The sequence below is a fragment of the Gryllotalpicola sp. genome (genome assembly GCF_027352875.1).
Classification (GTDB): domain Bacteria; phylum Actinomycetota; class Actinomycetes; order Actinomycetales; family Microbacteriaceae; genus Gryllotalpicola.
The window spans coordinates 43,458-60,440 of the sequence record NZ_DAIEII010000021.1 but is presented as its reverse complement, the minus strand read 5'-3'; the positions used below and the strand labels follow the sequence as shown (position 1 = coordinate 60,440).

Annotated in this window: 15 protein-coding genes and 1 pseudogene; 14 read left to right on the top strand and 2 right to left on the bottom strand. The window is 68.9% G+C overall.

Annotated elements, in window-relative coordinates; all coding sequences use genetic code 11:
• Positions 1 to 125 precede the first annotated feature (125 nt).
• From ftsZ to M7D61_RS02830, 10 genes are all read left to right on the top strand, one after another.
• Complete coding sequence (gene ftsZ / locus M7D61_RS02875) at positions 126 to 1,334, top strand: cell division protein FtsZ (protein WP_298227402.1); 1,209 nt, start codon at positions 126 to 128, stop codon at positions 1,332 to 1,334.
• Positions 1,331 to 2,020, top strand: a complete 690-nt coding sequence (locus M7D61_RS02870) for a YggS family pyridoxal phosphate-dependent enzyme (protein ID WP_298227401.1) — start codon at positions 1,331 to 1,333, stop codon at positions 2,018 to 2,020. The genes ftsZ and M7D61_RS02870 overlap by 4 nt, the downstream gene beginning before the upstream one ends.
• A 35-nt stretch (positions 2,021 to 2,055) precedes the next feature.
• Positions 2,056 to 2,508: a cell division protein SepF gene (gene sepF / locus M7D61_RS02865; protein WP_298227399.1), complete on the top strand. Its 453-nt coding sequence runs from the start codon at positions 2,056 to 2,058 to the stop codon at positions 2,506 to 2,508.
• Between the two features lie 55 nt (positions 2,509 to 2,563).
• Positions 2,564 to 3,220 carry a DivIVA domain-containing protein gene (locus tag M7D61_RS02860; RefSeq protein ID WP_298227397.1) on the top strand — a complete coding sequence of 219 codons (657 nt, stop codon included), beginning with the start codon at positions 2,564 to 2,566 and terminating at the stop codon, positions 3,218 to 3,220.
• On the top strand, positions 3,210 to 3,773 hold the full coding sequence (gene lspA, locus M7D61_RS02855) for a signal peptidase II (RefSeq protein WP_298227395.1): 564 nt from the start codon (positions 3,210 to 3,212) through the stop codon (positions 3,771 to 3,773). Before M7D61_RS02860 ends, lspA begins: the two co-directional genes overlap by 11 nt.
• Positions 3,773 to 4,693: an RluA family pseudouridine synthase gene (locus tag M7D61_RS02850; protein WP_298227393.1), complete on the top strand. Its 921-nt coding sequence runs from the start codon at positions 3,773 to 3,775 to the stop codon at positions 4,691 to 4,693. The genes lspA and M7D61_RS02850 overlap by 1 nt, the downstream gene beginning before the upstream one ends.
• A 21-nt stretch (positions 4,694 to 4,714) precedes the next feature.
• Positions 4,715 to 8,233: a DNA polymerase III subunit alpha gene (dnaE, locus tag M7D61_RS02845; RefSeq protein WP_298227391.1), complete on the top strand. Its 3,519-nt coding sequence runs from the start codon at positions 4,715 to 4,717 to the stop codon at positions 8,231 to 8,233.
• Between the two features lie 50 nt (positions 8,234 to 8,283).
• Positions 8,284 to 9,582: a histidinol dehydrogenase gene (hisD, locus tag M7D61_RS02840; protein WP_298227389.1), complete on the top strand. Its 1,299-nt coding sequence runs from the start codon at positions 8,284 to 8,286 to the stop codon at positions 9,580 to 9,582.
• 159 nt (positions 9,583 to 9,741) lie between these two features.
• Positions 9,742 to 10,200 (top strand): transcriptional regulator NrdR, encoded by a 459-nt coding sequence (gene nrdR / locus M7D61_RS02835; RefSeq protein ID WP_298227387.1) that lies wholly within the window; start codon positions 9,742 to 9,744, stop codon positions 10,198 to 10,200.
• 4 nt (positions 10,201 to 10,204) lie between these two features.
• Complete coding sequence (locus M7D61_RS02830) at positions 10,205 to 11,233, top strand: quinone-dependent dihydroorotate dehydrogenase (protein ID WP_298227385.1); 1,029 nt, start codon at positions 10,205 to 10,207, stop codon at positions 11,231 to 11,233.
• A gap of 130 nt (positions 11,234 to 11,363) precedes the next feature.
• On the opposite strand, the pseudogene M7D61_RS02825 reads toward M7D61_RS02830, so the two are convergent.
• Together M7D61_RS02825 and M7D61_RS02820 are read right to left on the bottom strand one after the other, a co-directional pair.
• A pseudogene (locus tag M7D61_RS02825) lies at positions 11,364 to 11,831 on the bottom strand (ribonuclease H); the annotation flags it as partial.
• 10 nt (positions 11,832 to 11,841) lie between these two features.
• Positions 11,842 to 12,366: a DUF3043 domain-containing protein gene (locus M7D61_RS02820; RefSeq protein ID WP_298227383.1), complete on the bottom strand. Its 525-nt coding sequence runs from the start codon at positions 12,364 to 12,366 to the stop codon at positions 11,842 to 11,844.
• An 18-nt stretch (positions 12,367 to 12,384) separates the two neighbouring features.
• Between M7D61_RS02820 and M7D61_RS02815 the strand changes: the two genes are divergently transcribed.
• The 4 genes from M7D61_RS02815 (at position 12,385) to ctaD (ending at position 16,982) form a co-directional block, all read left to right on the top strand.
• Positions 12,385 to 13,797 carry a dipeptidase gene (locus M7D61_RS02815; protein ID WP_298227380.1) on the top strand — a complete coding sequence of 471 codons (1,413 nt, stop codon included), beginning with the start codon at positions 12,385 to 12,387 and terminating at the stop codon, positions 13,795 to 13,797.
• 8 nt (positions 13,798 to 13,805) lie between these two features.
• On the top strand, positions 13,806 to 14,168 hold the full coding sequence (locus M7D61_RS02810; protein WP_298227378.1) for an iron-sulfur cluster assembly accessory protein: 363 nt from the start codon (positions 13,806 to 13,808) through the stop codon (positions 14,166 to 14,168).
• A gap of 223 nt (positions 14,169 to 14,391) precedes the next feature.
• Positions 14,392 to 15,297 (top strand): cytochrome c oxidase subunit II, encoded by a 906-nt coding sequence (coxB, locus tag M7D61_RS02805; RefSeq protein WP_298227376.1) that lies wholly within the window; start codon positions 14,392 to 14,394, stop codon positions 15,295 to 15,297.
• The gene (gene ctaD, locus M7D61_RS02800) at positions 15,297 to 16,982 is read left to right on the top strand and encodes a cytochrome c oxidase subunit I (RefSeq protein ID WP_298227374.1); all 1,686 of its coding nucleotides are present in this window, start codon (positions 15,297 to 15,299) and stop codon (positions 16,980 to 16,982) included. The genes coxB and ctaD overlap by 1 nt, the downstream gene beginning before the upstream one ends.
• The last annotated feature ends 1 nt before the right edge of the window (position 16,983 follow it).

Here is a 16,983-nt window from a genome sequence, read left to right as displayed (position 1 = left end):
TCGCGCAGACACGCCGGGCGCGCCTCCGCGGCGCGGCCGAGGCCGCGACCTAGCCTCTGAGCAAGAAATGCATACCGAGCATAACTTTTAGCTTATACCTGAGGTTGAAGGTTTACGGAGGGCTCATGAGCACGAACCAGAACTACCTCGCCGTCATCAAGGTCGTCGGCATCGGCGGCGGCGGCGTCAACGCCGTCAACCGGATGATCGAGCTCGGCCTGCGCGGCGTCGAGTTCATCGCCATCAACACCGATGCGCAGGCGCTTCTCATGAGCGACGCCGACGTCAAGCTCGACGTCGGCCGCGAGATCACGCGCGGCCTGGGCGCGGGCGCCGACCCCGAGGTGGGCCGCCGCGCCTCCGAGGATCACGCCGAGGAGATCGAGGAGGCCCTCGCCGGCGCCGACATGGTCTTCGTCACCGCAGGCGAGGGCGGCGGCACCGGCACCGGCGGTGCGCCCGTCGTGGCCCGTATCGCCAAGTCCATCGGGGCGCTCACCATCGGCGTGGTGACCAAGCCGTTCGGCTTCGAGGGCAAGCGCCGGGCGGATTCCGCGGCAGCCGGCGTCGCCCGCCTCAAGGAGGAGGTCGACACCCTCATCGTCGTCCCCAACGACCGTCTGCTCGAGATCTCGGACCGCGGCATCTCCATGATCGAGGCCTTCCTCACCGCCGACCAGGTGCTCCTCGCCGGCGTGCAGGGCATCACCGACCTCATCACCACTCCCGGCCTCATCAACCTCGACTTCGCCGACGTCAAGTCGGTCATGCAGGGCGCCGGCAGCGCGCTCATGGGCATCGGCTCGGCCCGCGGCGCCGACCGTGCGATCAAGGCGGCCGAGCTCGCCATCGCCTCGCCGCTGCTCGAGGCGAGCATCGACGGCGCCCGCGGCGTGCTGCTCAGCATCCAGGGCGGCTCCAACCTCGGCATCTTCGAGATCAACGATGCCGCCCGCCTGGTGCAGGAGGCCGTGCACCCCGAGGCGAACATCATCTTCGGTACCGTCATCGACGACACGCTCGGCGACGAGGTGCGCGTCACGGTCATCGCGGCCGGTTTCGACGTCGGCGAGTCGGCGACCAAGGCCGCCTTCCCCTATCGCGACGAGACGCCGCTCTACCAGGCGACCACCTCGAGCTACGCCGACCGCGAGGCGGCTGCAGCCCGTGACACCGAGCAGTACGCGGCGGGCGAGCTCGGCGTGCACCCCTCCGGCGTGGTGTCGTGGTCGGCCACCCTGGTCGAGGAGACCGTCGTCGACGAGCCGCTTCCCCTCGCCGACCCGGCCTTCGGCGCCGACGAAGACCTCGATATCCCCGAGTTCCTCAAGTGAGCGCTCAGCCAGTGCCCGCACTGGCTGAGCGGCTTCACCGAGTGCAGGCCGAGGTGGCGGATGCCGCCCGCGCAGCCCACCGCGATCCCGGCGAGATCACGACGATCGTCGTCACGAAGTTCCACCCTGCCGCGCTGGTGCGCGCGCTCTACGGCCTCGGCGTGCGCGACGTCGGTGAGAGCCGCCACCAGGAGGCGCAGGCGAAGGCCGCGGAGCTCTCCGATCTCGCGGGGCTGACGTGGCACTTCATCGGGCAACTCCAGGCGAACAAGGCCAGGCAGGTCAAGCGCTATGCCCGTGTCATCCACTCGGTCGACCGGTCCAGCCTCGTCGATGCGCTCGCGAGCGACGACACGCCCGTCGATGTCTTCGTCCAGCTCAATCTCACGGACGATCCGGCGCGTGGCGGGGTCCGGCCCGACGCGCTCGAGTCGCTCGCCGAGCAGATCCTCGCCCGCCCCGTGCTCACCCTGCGCGGCGTGATGGCGGTCGCACCGCTGGGCGCAGAACCGGCACGCGCGTTCGGGGCGGTCCGCGCGGCATCCCAACGGCTCAGAGCCCTCGCCCCCCAGGCGACCGCGATCTCGGCGGGGATGTCGGGCGATTTCGCCGCCGCGATCGCGGCGGGCGCGACACACCTTCGCATCGGCACGGCAATCACGGGAAACCGCCCGGAGCGGCCTTAACCTGACGACGTCAGCGCACCCAACCGGAGGAAAAGATGGCCAACCCCCTGAAGAAGGCTGCGGTCTACCTCGGCCTCGCCGACGAGGAATTCGAGTACGAAGAGCCGGCCCCGGTCGTCGCACCCGTCCCCGTCCCGCCGCGCGCCGAGCGCGCTCCGGTCGTCCCCCTGCGCAAGAGTGCCCCATCGAGGCAGGCGGTCCCTGAAATGAACGAGATCCTCACCGTGCATCCGCGCCAGTACAAGGACGCCCAGGCGATCGCCGAGGCGTTCCGCGAGGGCATCCCGGTCGTCATCAACCTCTCGCAGATGAACGACGGCGACGCTCGTCGCCTCATCGACTTCGCGAGCGGCCTGTCGCAGGGACTGCTCGGCAAGATCGAGCGCGTGACCAACAAGGTCTTCCTGCTGTCGCCCTCGCACATCGCCATCTCGGGCGACCCCGCCGTGGCGGCGAGCGACGAGTCCTCGCTGTTCGCCCAGGCCTGAGCCGCCGGATTCCTGAGAGAGCATCCTCCCATTCGGGGTTTGCTACGGTTTACCCATGGCTCTGACACCTGAAGACGTCGTCAATAAGCGGTTCCAGCCCACCAAGTTCCGTGAGGGCTACGACCAGGACGAAGTGGACGACTTCCTCGACGAGGTCGTCGTCGAACTCCGCCGCCTGCACCAGGAGAACGACGAGCTCAAGCAGCGGCTCGCCGCCGCTGAGTCCCGTACCGGCGAGGCTCCCGTGGTCCTCGCGACGCCTGTCGCCGAGGCGGTCGAGGCTCCCGTCGCGCCGGTCACCGCCGCCGCTCCGGTCGTCGACTCCACGATCGACGAGACGCAGAGCACCAACAGCCTCCTCCAGCTCGCGCGTCGCCTTCACGAGGAGCATGTGCGCGAAGGCGCCGAAAAGCGCGACGCGCTCATCGCCGAGGGTCAGGCCACGGCCGCCCGCCTCGTCGCCGAGGCGGAGCAGAAGCAGCAGGAGCAGCTCTCCGCCCTCGAGGAGCAGCGCTCCACGCTGCAGGGCAAGATCGACGAACTGCGCAGCTTCGAGCGCGACTACCGCACCAAGCTGAAGTCCTACATCGAGAACCAGCTCCGCGACCTCGAGTCGACCGGCTCGGGTACGCCCGCGGCGCCTGCGGAATCCGGCTCGGCCACCGGCGAGACGGCGGCCGAGGCGCCGAGCTTCCAGAGCTTTGGGGCCTGAGCGCCGAAAGGTCAGCGTCCGCGCGATCGTCGTTCTCGCGGCCGTCGCGGGGTTCGTGCTCCTGGTCGACCAGGCGGCGAAGTTCGCGGTGACGTCGACGATGACGCTGGGCCAGACCATCCAGCTCATCGGCAGCCAGTTCACCCTCCACTACGTCAAGAACGCGGGCGCCGCGTTCTCCATCGGGACGGGCGCCACCTGGATCTTCACGATCATCGCGCTCGGGGTGCTGGGCTTCGTCGTGTGGTGGGCGCCGCGCATCCGGTCCGTCGCGTGGGCGATCGTGCTCGGCCTCCTGCTCGGCGGCCTGCTCGGAAATCTCGGCGACCGGCTGTTCCGCCCGCCGTCGTTCGGCGAGGGCCAGGTCATCGACTTCATCACCATCCCGCTGCTGCCCGCGGTCTTCAACCTCGCGGATTCCGCCATCACGCTCGCCGCCGTGCTCTTCATCGTCCTCACGATCCGCGGCATCGGCCTCGACGGGCGGCGGCATGTCACGCCGTCGGCCGATCCCGCCGACCCCGACCGGACCCCGACCGACCCCGGCCGCTGATGGAGTCCCGCAGCTACCCCGTCCCCGACGGCCTCGCCGGCCTCAGGGTCGACGCGGGCCTGTCCCAGCTGCTCGGCTTCTCGCGCACCTTCGCCGCCGAGGTGGCGGATGCCGGCGGCGTGGTGCTCGACGGGAAGCCGGCAGGCAAATCCGACAGGCTCGCCGCGGGGAGCTGGCTCGAGGTGAGCTGGCAGCCCAAGGAGGAGCCGCGCGTCATCCCGTTGGCGGTCCCCGACCTGAAGATCGTCTACGACGACGCCGACCTCGTCGTCGTGTCGAAGCCGCCGGGGGTGGCCTCCCACCCCTCGCAGGGCTGGGAGGGGCCGACCGTGCTCGGGGCCCTTGCGGCAGCGGGCTTCACCATCGCCGCGGGCGGCGCCGCAGAGCGTCAGGGCATCGTCCACCGCCTCGACGTCGGCACGAGCGGCCTCATGGTCGTCGCCAAGAGCGAACGCGCCTACACCCTGCTCAAGCGCGCCTTCCACGACCGGGCGGTCGAGAAGGTCTACCACGCCGTCGTGCAAGGGCATCCTGACCCGCTCGCGGGAACCATCGACGCGCCGATCGGTCGGCATCCGAAGTCGGAGTGGAAGTTCGCCGTCACCGCCGACGGCAAGCCGAGCGTCACGCACTACGAGACGCTCGAGGCGTTTCGCGCCGCGAGCCTGCTCGAGGTGCACCTCGAGACGGGCCGCACCCACCAGATCCGGGTGCACCTCAGTGCGCAGCACCACCCGTGCGTCGGCGACACGATGTACGGCGCCGACCCGGTGCTGAGCGCGCGGCTCGGCCTCACCCGGCAGTGGCTGCACGCCGTGCAACTCGGTTTCGAGCATCCTGCGACGGGGGAGTGGGTCGAATTCGAGAGCGGCTACCCCGCCGACCTGCAACACGCCCTCGAGGTGCTCCGCGCGGGGTGAGCCCGCGGCAGAATGAAACGCATGTCCCAGGACTCGTTCGTCCACCTCCACGTGCACAGCGAGTACTCGATGCTCGACGGCGCGGCCCGTATCAAGCCGCTCGTCGAGGCCGCCGCAGCCGAGGGCATGCCGGCGCTCGCGATCACCGACCACGGCAACATGTTCGGCGCCTTCGAGTTCTGGAACGCGGCCCGCTCGGTCGGCGTCAAGCCCATCATCGGCATCGAGGCGTATCTCACCCCCGGCACGCACCGTGGCGACCGCACGCGCGTGCGCTGGGGCGGCGGCGGCGAGGACGACGTCTCCGGCGGCGGCGCCTACACCCACATGACGATGTTCGCCGAGTCCACCGAGGGCATGCACAACCTCTTCCGGTTGGCCTCGCGCGCCTCCATCGAGGGCCAGTTCTACAAGCCGCGCATGGACCGCGAGCTGCTCGGCACCTACGCCAAGGGCATCATCGCGACGACGGGGTGCCCCTCCGGCGAGGTGCAGACCAGGCTGCGGCTCGGCCAGTACGACGAGGCGCTTCGAGCCGCGGCCGACTTCCGGGACATCTTCGGCCGCGACAACTTCTTCGTCGAGATCATGGACCACGGCCTCGGGCTCGAGCGCCGCATCCACGGCGACCTGCTGCGGCTCGCCGCCGAGCTGGGGATTCCCCTCATCGCCTCCAACGACCTGCACTACACCCACAAGGCGGACTCCGAGGCGCACGCAGCGCTGCTCTGCGTGCAATCCGGCTCGACGCTCGACGACCCCAACCGCTTCAAGCTCGACTCCGAGGAGTTCTACCTCAAGAGCGCTGCCGAGATGCGCGCCCTGTTCCGCGACCACCCGGAGGCGTGCGACAACACCCTGCTCATCGCCGAGCGCTGCGAGATCGAGTTCGATACGAGCGCGAACTACATGCCGCGCTTCCCCGTTCCCGAGGGCGAGACCGAGCAATCCTGGTTCGTCACGGAGGTCGAGGCCGGTCTCGAGCTGCGCTATCCCGGCGGCGTACCCGAGCGGGTGAAGCAGCGGGCCCAATATGAGATCGGCATCATCTCGCAGATGGGCTTCCCGGGGTACTTCCTCGTCGTCGCCGACTTCATCAACTGGGCCAAGCGCAACGGCATCCGCGTGGGCCCCGGCCGCGGCTCCGGGGCGGGCTCGATCGCCGCGTACGCCATGCGCATCACCGACCTCGACCCGCTCGAGCACGGCCTCATCTTCGAGCGCTTCCTCAACCCCGATCGCGTCTCGATGCCCGACTTCGATGTCGACTTCGACGATCGGCGCCGTGGCGAGGTCATCCGGTACGTCACCGAGAAGTACGGCGAGGAGCGCGTCGCCCAGATCGTCACCTACGGCACCATCAAGGCGAAGCAGGCCCTCAAGGACGCCTCCCGCGTGCTCGGCTTCCCCTTCGGAATGGGCGAGAAGCTCACCAAGGCCATGCCGCCCGCCGTGATGGGCAAGGACATCCCGCTCTCCGGCATCTTCGATACGGCGAGCGAGCGCTACAAGGAAGCCGTCGACATCCGCGCTGTCGTCGAGTCCGACCCCGACGCCAAGCGCGTGTTCGACGTCGCCCTCGGGCTCGAGAACCTCAAGCGTCAGTGGGGGGTGCACGCGGCGGGCGTCATCATGTCGAGCGAGCCGCTCATCGACATCATCCCCATCATGAAGCGCGAGCAGGACGGCCAGATCGTCACCCAGTTCGACTACCCATCGGCAGAGGCGCTCGGCCTCATCAAGATGGACTTCTTGGGGCTGCGCAACCTCACCATCATCAATGACGCGCTCGACAACATCCGCGCGAACCGCGATATCGACCTCGTCCTCGAGGATCTCAGCCTCGACGACGCGGATGCCTACGAGCTGCTCGCGCGCGGCGACTCGCTCGGCGTCTTCCAGCTCGACGGCGGACCGATGCGCGCGCTGCTCAGGCTCATGAAGCCCGACAGCTTCGGCGACATCTCGGCCCTCATCGCGCTGTACCGGCCCGGCCCGATGGGGGCGAATTCGCACACCAACTACGCGCTGCGCAAGAACGGTCTGCAGGAGATCACGCCGATCCACCCCGAGCTCGCCGAGCCGCTCGAGGACATCCTCGCCGAGAGCTACGGCCTCATCATCTACCAGGAGCAGGTGATGGCCATCGCGCAGAAGGTGGCCGGCTTCTCGCTCGGGCAGGCGGACATCCTGCGGCGGGCGATGGGCAAGAAGAAGAAGAGCGAGTTGGACAAGCAGTTCGCGGGCTTCTCCGCCGGGATGAAGGAACGCGGTTTCTCGCAGAGCGCGGTCGGCGCGCTGTGGGACGTTCTGCTGCCGTTCTCCGACTACGCGTTCAACAAGGCCCACTCGGCCGCCTACGGCGTCATCTCGTACTGGACCGCCTACCTCAAGGCGCATTACCCGGCCGAGTACATGGCAGCGCTGCTCACCAGCGTCGGCGACTCCAAGGACAAGATGGCGCTCTACCTGGGCGAGTGCCGCCGCATGGGCATCAAGGTGCTGCCGCCGGACGTCAACGAGTCGTCGCTGTACTTCACTGCCGTCGGCTCCGACGTGCGCTTCGGCCTCGGAGCGGTGCGCAATGTCGGAGCGAACGTCGTCGACGGCATTCGCGAGGCCCGCCAGGGGAAGGGCAGGTTCGAGTCGTTCCACGACTTCCTCAAGAAGGTGCCGCTGGCGGTCGCGAACAAGCGCACCGTCGAGTCGCTCATCAAGGCCGGGGCGTTCGACACCTTCGGCGCGAGCCGCCGCGCGCTGGTCGAGATCCACGAGGGCGCGGTGGAGTTGGTCGTCAGCGAGAAGCGCGTGGAGGCCACGGGGCAGGCGGGCTTCGATTTCGATTCGCTCTTCGAGGCCCACGCCGACACCGGGCCGATTTCCGTGGTGCCCGAGCGGCCGGAATGGGACAAGAAGACCAAGCTGGGCTTCGAGCGCGAGATGCTCGGCCTCTACGTCTCGGATCATCCGCTGTCCGGGCTCGAGCTCACCCTCGCCAAGTACGCCAGTACGTCGATCGCCGACCTCACCGGTTCGGAGTCGGTCTCCGACGGCGATACCGTCACCGTTGCGGGCCTCGTCACCGGCGTGCAGCACCGCGTCGCGAAGGCGTCCGGCAACCAGTACGCCACGATCACCGTCGAGGATTTCGGCGCCGAGGTCGCCGTGATGTTCCTGGGCCGCGCCTACCAGGAGTACGGCGCGCGGCTGCAGAACGATGCCATCGTCGTCATCCGAGGCCGCGTGAGCCTGCGCGACGATGGCATGAACCTCCATGCCCAGACGTTGTCCGTTGTCGAAGCCGTATCGACCGACGCCGGGCCGCTCACCCTCTCGCTGCCGGAGAAGCGGGCCACCCCGGACACCGTGCGCGAGCTGGCCGACGTGCTGGCGAGGCACCGCGGCGAGAGCGAGGTGCGATTGCGGCTCGTCAAGGACGATGTAGCGCGCGTCTTCGAACTGCCTGCCCGCGTCGCGGTCACCCCCGATCTCTTCGGCGAGCTCAAGGGACTGCTCGGCTCCGCCTGCCTGGCATCGTGAGGGCTGGTGGGCGAGGACGGTCATCCACCCGCCGCCATTAGCCTGGAGTCGTGCTTCGGACCATTGATCTGCGCGGGAAAGCGGCCTCCGAGTTCGGCAAGGCCGTGCCTCGCCCGATCGTCGACGTGTCCGTTGCCTCCGAGGCGGCCGGGGCGCTCATCGACGCCGTGCGCGGCGGCGGAGTGGCGCAGCTCTTCGAGCAGGCGGATCGCTTCGACGGCGGCCGGCCGGCGCAGCTGCGCGTGCCGCAATCCGCCTTCGACGCCGCCATCGCCGGGCTCGGCACCGAACTGAGGGCGGCGATCGAGCTCTCCATCGCGCGCGTCACGGAGGGCGCCCGGGCGCAGGTGCCGCCAGAGACCACGACCTCGATCGCCGACGGCGCCACCATCGTCCAGCGCTGGCACCCCGTCGCACGGGCCGGCGTCTACGTGCCCGGCGGAAAGGCCGTCTACCCGTCGAGCGTCGTCATGAATGTCGTCTCGGCGCAGGTCGCCGGAGTGCGCGAGATCGCGCTCGCGAGCCCGCCGCAGAAGCAGTTCGGGGGCGGCGTGCACCCGCTCATCCTCGCCGCGGCGGGCCTGCTCGGCGTCGACGAGGTCTACGCCATGGGGGGAGCCGGCGCGATCGGCGCACTCGCCTACGGGGTGCCCGATGCGGGACTCCGACCTGTCCAGATCATCACCGGTCCCGGCAACATCTACGTCGCCGCGGCCAAGCGCCTGGTGCGCGGCGTCGTCGGCATCGACTCCGAGGCGGGCACGACCGAGATCCTCGTCATCGCCGACGAAACGGCCGACCCCGTGATCATCGCCGCGGACCTGCTCAGCCAGGCCGAGCACGACGAGGCCGCGGCCTCGGTGCTCGTCACCGACTCGGCGGAGCTCGGAGATGCGGTGCGCCTCGCCATCCGCCCGCTGCTCGCCGCCACCGCCAACGCGGCCCGGGCCCGCGTGGCGCTCGACGGGCCGCAATCCGCGATCGTCCTCGTCGACGACGAGGCCGCCGCGGTCGCGTTCAGCGACGCCTACGCGCCCGAGCACCTCGAACTGCACACCGCCGACCCGCACGCGACGCTCGCGCGCATCGAGAACGCCGGAGCGATCTTCCTCGGGCAGAGCACGCCGGTGAGCCTCGGCGACTATCTCGCCGGGTCCAACCATGTGCTCCCTACCGGTGGCACAGCGCGCTTCTCGAGCGCCCTCGGCGCCTACACCTTCCTGCGCCCGCAACAGGTCATCGAGTACTCACGCAAGGCCCTCGCCGAACTCGAGCCGGCCATCGTCGCCCTCGCGAACGCCGAGCACCTGCCCGCGCACGGCGAGGCTGTGACAGCGCGTTTTCGCTGATTCCCCTCCCGGGGCGCTGCCTGCCGTCGGTCGCTGGGCGCCGAGGCGGACGGAAGCTGCGTGCCGGGCGTGGTCGGGCGTGAGGCTCGCGAGGCGTTCCTCGCGGCTCATGGGCGGGCAAGCAGGTTCCCGTCCGGCTCCGCCGATACCCTTGACCCCGTGCACTGCCCCTTCTGCCGCCACCCCGACTCGCGCGTCATCGACTCGCGCACCAGCGACGACGGCACCTCGATCCGCCGCCGCCGCGAGTGCCCCAACTGCGGCCGCCGCTTCTCGACGACCGAGACTGCGAGCCTCACCGTGATCAAGCGCAGCGGAGCGGTCGAGCCGTTCAGCCGCGAGAAGGTCATGTCGGGCGTTCGCAAGGCGACGCAGGGTCGGCCGGTGACGGATTCCGACCTCGCGGTCCTCGCGCAGAAGGTCGAGGAGACGATCCGCGCGACCGGCGCCTCGCAGGTGGACTCCAACGACATCGGCGTCGCTGTGCTCCCGCCGCTGCGCGAGCTCGACGAGGTCGCCTACCTCCGGTTCGCGAGCGTCTACCAGGGCTTCGAGTCGCTGGCCGACTTCGAGCAGGCGATCGCGCAGCTCAATCGCGACCACCACGCCGCCGGGTAGAGCGATGTACCGGCTGCTCTTCGCCCTGGTCTTCACGCGCATCGACCCGGAGCGGGCCCACCGCCTTGCGTTCCGAGTCCTTCAGGTCGTCCAGGAGCTCGGCCTCGCGCCGCTGATCCACCGCCTCACGGCGCCGCGTCGCGATATCTCGGTCACCGCGCTTGGTCGCCGTTTCGAGACGCCCTTCGGTCTCGCCGCCGGCTTCGACAAGGACGCGAAGGCGCCCCTCGGGCTCTGGGCGCTGGGCTTCGGCCATGTCGAGGTCGGCACGGTCACCGCCGTCCCGCAGCCCGGCAACCCGCGCCCGCGCCTGTTCCGGCTGGTGAGCGACCGCGCGCTCATCAACCGGATGGGGTTCAACAACCAGGGTGCGGCGGCGGCGGCGAACCGGCTCCGCCGTCTCGGCTACACCGCGAGGCGACCGGTCATCGGCGTCAACATCGGCAAGAGCCGCGTCGTCGAGGTCGAGGATGCCCTCGCCGACTATGTCGCTTCGACCGAGGCCGCGGCGCCGGTCGCCGACTACCTCGTCGTCAACGTCTCATCGCCCAACACGCCGGGGCTGCGTGGGCTGCAGGAGTTCGACCGGCTCGCCCCGCTGCTCGCCGCGGTGAAGGGGCACTCCGCCCAGGCTCCCGTGCTCGTGAAGATCGCGCCCGACCTCACTGACGAGCAGGTCGTGACGATCGCGCGGCTCGCGGTCGAGGCGGGCCTCGCCGGCATCGTCGCGACGAACACCACGACCTCGCGTGACGGACTCGTGACGGATGCCGCGTACGTGGAATCCCTCGGCCCGGGCGGCCTCAGCGGCGCGCCCCTGGCGAAGCGCTCGCTCGAGGTGCTCGCCCTGGTCCGCGCCACCGTGCCGGACGGGCTCTGCATCATCTCGGTCGGGGGAGTGCGCACCGCGGATGATGTCGTCGACCGCCTCCGCGCCGGCGCGACGCTCGTGCAGGGGTACACCGAGTTCATCTACTCGGGCCCGCTGTGGGTCCGTGCCATCAACCGGGGCCTCGAGCGGCTTCTGCCCTGAGCGACGGGACTGAACCCCCGGCGACACGCCGGAGGATCGCGCTTCTCGGCGGCGTGTCGCGCCGAATCCCAGCCCGAGGGCAAGCCCCTCAGAACAGCGTCGGCTCGGAGGATTCCGCCACCGCGGCCCCCGCACCGGGCCATCCCGGCCCGGTCTCGGGCTCGCGCCCGAGCTGGTAGGCGGTCGCGACCGCCCGCGCCCGAACGTCCGCCGCCTCGTTGAGCTCGTGCCCGTTGTGCCCGCGCACCCATTCGAACTCGACCTGGCGCCCGGCCGTCACAGCGTCGAGGCGCTTGACGAAGTCGAGGTTCTGCACCGGCGAGCCGTCGGCCTTGCGCCAGCCGCGGCGCCTCCAGCCGGGGATCCACTGGGTCACGGTGTTGATGACGTACTGGCTGTCGCAGAGCACGCGCAGCGGCTCCGATGCGACCACCGCGGTCTGCTCGAGCAGGTCGATAACGGCCTGCAGCTCGCCCTGGTTGTTCGTGCCGTGCGGCCAGCCGCCGGCGTGCCAGACGGTGTCGGAGACGTACCAGGCCCAGCCGGCTGGTCCGGGATTGCCCAGTGCAGAGCCGTCCGCTGCCGCGACGATCGTCACGCCCAGCGCCCTAGTTCGGGTACTGCCCGCGTGCGGCCTGCGGTTTCGGGACCCGCAGTCGCCGCAGCTGCAGAGCGCGCATCGCCGCGTACCAGCTCACGCCGCGTTCGGCGGTGCCGAATTTGGCGCTCAGGCGTCGGCGCAGCTGCGCGCCGATGATGAAGCCGTCGATGATGGCGAGGATCACGTACGCCCACACCGCGAAGAGGATGTACTGGCTGATCGCCGGGACGAACGAGCCGACGAGGAAGATCACCACGACGGGGATCATGAACTCGCCGAAGCTGAACCGGGCGTCGACGAAGTCGCGCGCGTAGCGGCGCTGCGGACCCTTGTCACGAGCCGGCAGGTAGCGCTCGTCGCCGGCGGCCATGCCGATGCGCTTCTTCTCGCGCGTTTCGGCGTCCTGCGCGCGGGCGCGCACGCGTGCCGCCTTGCGGTCGGCGGCGACGATCGGCTGCTTGCGCGCCGCCTCCCTCTCTTTGCGGCTGGGGGTGGCGCGGCCCTTGCCGGCGGGTTCGGGGGTTTCGGACATCCTCATAAGATTACCGGCATGTCGGATGCCTCCCTGTCCTTGTCCGAGCGCGATCAGGCCGTCTCCCAGGCTGTCGCCGACGCGGTGCCGGCGACCATCGCCGACCTCTCCGCCCTGGTGCGCATCCCGTCGGTGTCCTGGCCGGCCTTCGACGCCGCGCAGGTGCGCGCCAGCGCGGACGCCGTCGCCGATCTGCTGCGCTCCACCGGCGTCTTCGAAACCGTCGAGGTGAGGCAGTCGAAGAAGGTCGCTGCCGACGAGCTCGGCCATCCGGCCGTGCTCGCGACGCGCCCGGCGCGGAACGGCCGTCCGACGGTGCTGCTCTACGCGCACCACGACGTGCAGCCTCCCGGCAAGGACAACGACTGGGACACCCCGCCCTACCAGCCCACCGTCAAGGGCGACCGGCTCTACGCCCGCGGCGCCGCCGACGACAAGGCCGGCGTCATGACCCACGTCGCCGCGGTCCGAGCCCTCGCCGAGGTCGCCGGCGACTTCGACCTCGGCCTCGTCGTCTTCGTCGAGGGGGAGGAGGAGTTCGGCTCCGCCTCCTTCGTCAACTTCCTCGACGACAACAGGGCGGCCCTGGAGGCCGATGCGATCGTCGTCGCCGACTCCGACAACTGGAACGTCGAGACCCCCAGCCTCACTGTCGCGCTGCGCGGCATGGTCGGCATCAACCTCAAGATCTCGACCCTCGCCCATGCCTCCCACTCGGGCATGTGGGGCGGCGCGGCTCCCGACGCCATGCTCGCCGCTATCCGCCTCCTCGACACGCTGTGGGACGAAGACGGCTCCGTCGCGGTACCGGGTCTCGTCCGGCGGGATTCCCCGACCCCTGGGTTCACCGAGGACGAGCTCGCCCGCGACGCGGCCTTCCTGCCCGGCGTCGCGGCGATCGGAACCGGCCCGGTGCTCGGTCGGCTCTGGTTTCAGCCGGCCATCACGATCACCGGCGTCGACGCGCCGAGCCTGGCGAACGCCTCCAACACGCTGGTTCCGAGCGTCACGGTGCGCATCAGCATGCGTGTCGCCCCGGGCCAGTCGGCGGCGGATGCCAAGCAGGCGCTGCTCGACCATCTGCAGGCGAATGCCCCGTTCGGTGCCGTCCTCGAGGTGCTCTACAGCGAGGAGGGCGACCCGTTCCTCGTCGACACGAGCGGGTGGGCGGCGACGGCCGTCAAACAGGCGATGGCGGACGCCTGGGGCACGGCACCCGTCGAGGCGGGCATCGGCGGCTCCATCCCGTTCATCGCCGACCTCGTCCGGGTCTTCCCTGCGGCGCAGATCCTCGTCACCGGCGTCGAGGACCCGGATTCCCGCGCGCACAGCCCCAACGAGTCGCTCCACCTCGGTGTGTTCCAGCGCGCCATTCTCACGGAGGCGCTCTTCTTGGCGCGTCTCGACTTACACTCGAAAGAAGACTTCTAGGAGGCGTAATGTCCAACACCCTTATCGCTGAAGAAACCAAGGCCCACGGCGTGGATCTCACCGCTGCCGCGGCCGACAAGGTGCGCGCGCTGCTCGTGCAGGAAGGCCGCGACGACCTCCGCCTGCGACTCGCCGTGCAGCCCGGCGGCTGCTCGGGCCTGATCTACCAGCTCTACTTCGATGAGCGGATGCTCGACGGCGACGGTGTCGTCGAATTCGGCGACGGCGTCGAGGTCGTCGTCGACAAGATGAGCCAGCCCTATCTCGACGGCGCGAGCATCGACTTCGAGGACACCATCCAGAAGCAGGGCTTCACCATCGACAACCCGAATGCCTCTGGTTCCTGCGCGTGCGGAGACAGCTTCCACTGAACCTGTTTTCGCGCCGCAGCAGCGGTGCGGGTCGCTTCGCGATTGGGCGCGCAGATCGCCGAATCGCTGGCAGCCGTGCAGAAGCGCACGTTCCGTGGCCCCTCATTGGAGGGGCCACGGACGTTTAATTGGGCCGCCACACGCCGCCGAGGGCGATTGGCAGTCCTTTCGAACGCGCTAGGCTGGCAGAAGATCCAACGCAGGTTCACTCGAAAGGTCCCTGGTGCGTCAGTCACGTCGTCTCCGGTGGGCTGCGATCCCGATCGCAGCCGTCACAGCTCTCGTTCTCGCCGGATGTACCACTGAGCAGCTCAACGGCTACCTCCCTGGTTTCGTGGCCGGGCAGCCCAATGTGACGAGCAAGGCCGGCATGGTCTCATCGCTCTGGGTGAACAGTTGGATCGTCCTGCTCCTCGTCGGCATCGTCGTGTGGGGCCTTATCATCTGGTGCGTCGTCGTCTACCGCCGCCGCAAGGGCCAGACCGGCCTCCCGGTGCAGCTGCGCTACAACATGCCGATCGAGATCTTCTACACGATCGTCCCGCTCGTCCTCGTCCTCGGTTTCTTCGCCTACACCGCGAAGGCCCAGGACGCGATCGAGAGACCGTGGGCGAGCCCTGATGAGACGATCCTCGTCGAGGGCAAGCAGTGGTCGTTCGACTTCCAGTACACGAAGGAGAACGTCTACGACGTCGGCATCCAGGCGCAGGCCGACACCTCCTCCGGTGCGCTGCCGGGCGCGGTGGTCGAGTCCGCGCTGCCGACGCTCTACCTGCCCGTGAACAAGAAGATCACGATCGAGCTCGAGTCGCGCGATGTCATCCACTCGTTCTGGGTGCCCGCCTTCCTCTACAAGAAGGACCTGATCCCGGGGCACCCGAACTACATGTACGTCGAGCCGACCCGCATCGGCACCTATGAGGGCAAGTGCGCCGAACTCTGCGGCGAGTACCACTCGGCGATGCTCTTCCAGGTCAAGGTCGTCTCCGGCGCCGATTACACGGCATACCTCACGAGCCTCAAGAACAAGGGCTACACGGGCACGCTCGACAACACCTACAACCGCACCGCAACCGACCCGGGCACGGGCGCCGAGGCCAGCACTTCTGACAACGGAGGACAGGGCTAATGACCACCACAGTCGCGCCGGTCGCGCGCCCCGCGGCCGACCTCTTCGGCAAGAACAACTTCGAGCGCAAGGGCAACGTGATCGTCAGCTGGATCACGTCGACCGACCACAAGACGATCGGGTACATGTACCTGATCACGTCGTTCATCTACTTCCTCGTCGGCGGCGTGATGGCACTCGTGATCCGCACCCAGCTCTCGGCCCCCGGCCTCGACGTGGTGCCGACGCGGGAGCAGTACAACCAGCTCTTCACCATGCACGGCACGATCATGCTGCTCATGTTCGCGACGCCGCTCTTCGCCGGCTTCGCCAACGCGCTCATGCCGCTGCAGATCGGCGCGCCCGACGTCGCATTCCCGCGCCTCAACGCCTTCGCCTACTGGCTCTACAACTTCGGCTCGCTCATCGCCGTCGCCGGCTTCCTCACCCCGCAGGGCGCCGCGAGCTTCGGCTGGTTCGCCTATCAGCCGCTCGCCAACGCGACCTTCTCGCCGGGCCTCGGCGGCAACATGTGGTTCTTCGGTCTCGCCATCTCGGGCTTCGGCACGATTCTCGGCGGCGTGAACTTCATCACCACGATCATCACGATGCGCGCCCCGGGCATGACGATGTTCCGCATGCCGATCTTCACCTGGAACACCCTGGTGACCTCGCTGCTCATCCTCATGGCGTTCCCGGTCCTCGCCGCGGGCCTCTTCGCCGCCGGCGCCGACCGCATTCTCGGCGCGCACCTGCTGGATTCCGCCAATGGGGGCGCCCTGCTCTGGCAGCACCTGTTCTGGTTCTTCGGCCACCCGGAGGTCTATATCATCGCGCTGCCGTTCTTCGGCATCGTCTCTGAGATCCTGCCGGTCTTCAGTCGCAAGCCGATCTTCGGCTACAAGACGCTGATCTACGCGACGATCTCGATCGCCGCCCTGTCGATCACGGTGTGGGCGCACCACATGTACGTCACCGGCTCCGTCCTGCTGCCGTTCTTCTCGCTCATGACGATGCTCATCGCGGTGCCGACGGGTGTGAAGATCTTCAACTGGCTCGGCACGATGTGGCGTGGCTCGCTGACGTTCGAGTCCCCGATGCTCTTCGCGATCGGATTCCTCATCACGTTCACCTTCGGCGGGCTCACCGGTGTCATCCTCGCCTCCCCGCCGCTCGACTTCCACGTGTCCGATACCTACTTCGTCGTCGCCCACTTCCACTACGTGGTCTTCGGCACCGTCGTCTTCGCGATGTTCGCCGGCTTCTACTTCTGGTGGCCGAAGTGGACCGGCAAGATGCTCAATGAGAAGCTTGGCGTCTGGCATTTCTGGCTGCTCTTCATCGGCTTCCACACGACATTCCTCATCCAGCACTGGCTGGGCGTGATGGGCATGCCGCGTCGGTACTACACGTACCTGCCCAGCGACGGCTTCACCTGGATGAACCAGCTGTCCACCATCGGCGCCGCGATCCTGGCTATCTCGATGATCCCGTTCGCGCTCAACGTCTATATCACTGCCCGGACGGCGCCGAAGGTCACCACCAACGACCCGTGGGGCTATGGCCGCTCGCTGGAGTGGGCGACGAGCTGTCCGCCGCCGCGCCACAACTTCACGTCGATCCCGCGCATCCGCAGCGAGTCGCCCGCGTTCGACCTCAACCACCCCGAGGCCGCCATCCTCGAGACCGAGCCGGTGAAGGCCTGAC

What these genes read in the sequence shown, in the direction of transcription:
- ftsZ (WP_298227402.1), top strand. Translation starts at nt 126, where the DNA reads ATGAGCACGAACCAGAACTACCTCGCCGTCATCAAGGTCGTCGGCATC.
- sepF (WP_298227399.1), top strand. Translation starts at nt 2,056, where the DNA reads ATGGCCAACCCCCTGAAGAAGGCTGCGGTCTACCTCGGCCTCGCCGAC.
- M7D61_RS02860 (WP_298227397.1), top strand. Translation starts at nt 2,564, where the DNA reads ATGGCTCTGACACCTGAAGACGTCGTCAATAAGCGGTTCCAGCCCACC.
- M7D61_RS02850 (WP_298227393.1), top strand. Translation starts at nt 3,773, where the DNA reads ATGGAGTCCCGCAGCTACCCCGTCCCCGACGGCCTCGCCGGCCTCAGG.
- dnaE (WP_298227391.1), top strand. Translation starts at nt 4,715, where the DNA reads ATGTCCCAGGACTCGTTCGTCCACCTCCACGTGCACAGCGAGTACTCG.
- M7D61_RS02830 (WP_298227385.1), top strand. Translation starts at nt 10,205, where the DNA reads ATGTACCGGCTGCTCTTCGCCCTGGTCTTCACGCGCATCGACCCGGAG.
- M7D61_RS02820 (WP_298227383.1), bottom strand. Translation starts at nt 12,366, where the DNA reads ATGTCCGAAACCCCCGAACCCGCCGGCAAGGGCCGCGCCACCCCCAGC.
- M7D61_RS02815 (WP_298227380.1), top strand. Translation starts at nt 12,385, where the DNA reads ATGTCGGATGCCTCCCTGTCCTTGTCCGAGCGCGATCAGGCCGTCTCC.
- M7D61_RS02810 (WP_298227378.1), top strand. Translation starts at nt 13,806, where the DNA reads ATGTCCAACACCCTTATCGCTGAAGAAACCAAGGCCCACGGCGTGGAT.
- ctaD (WP_298227374.1), top strand. Translation starts at nt 15,297, where the DNA reads ATGACCACCACAGTCGCGCCGGTCGCGCGCCCCGCGGCCGACCTCTTC.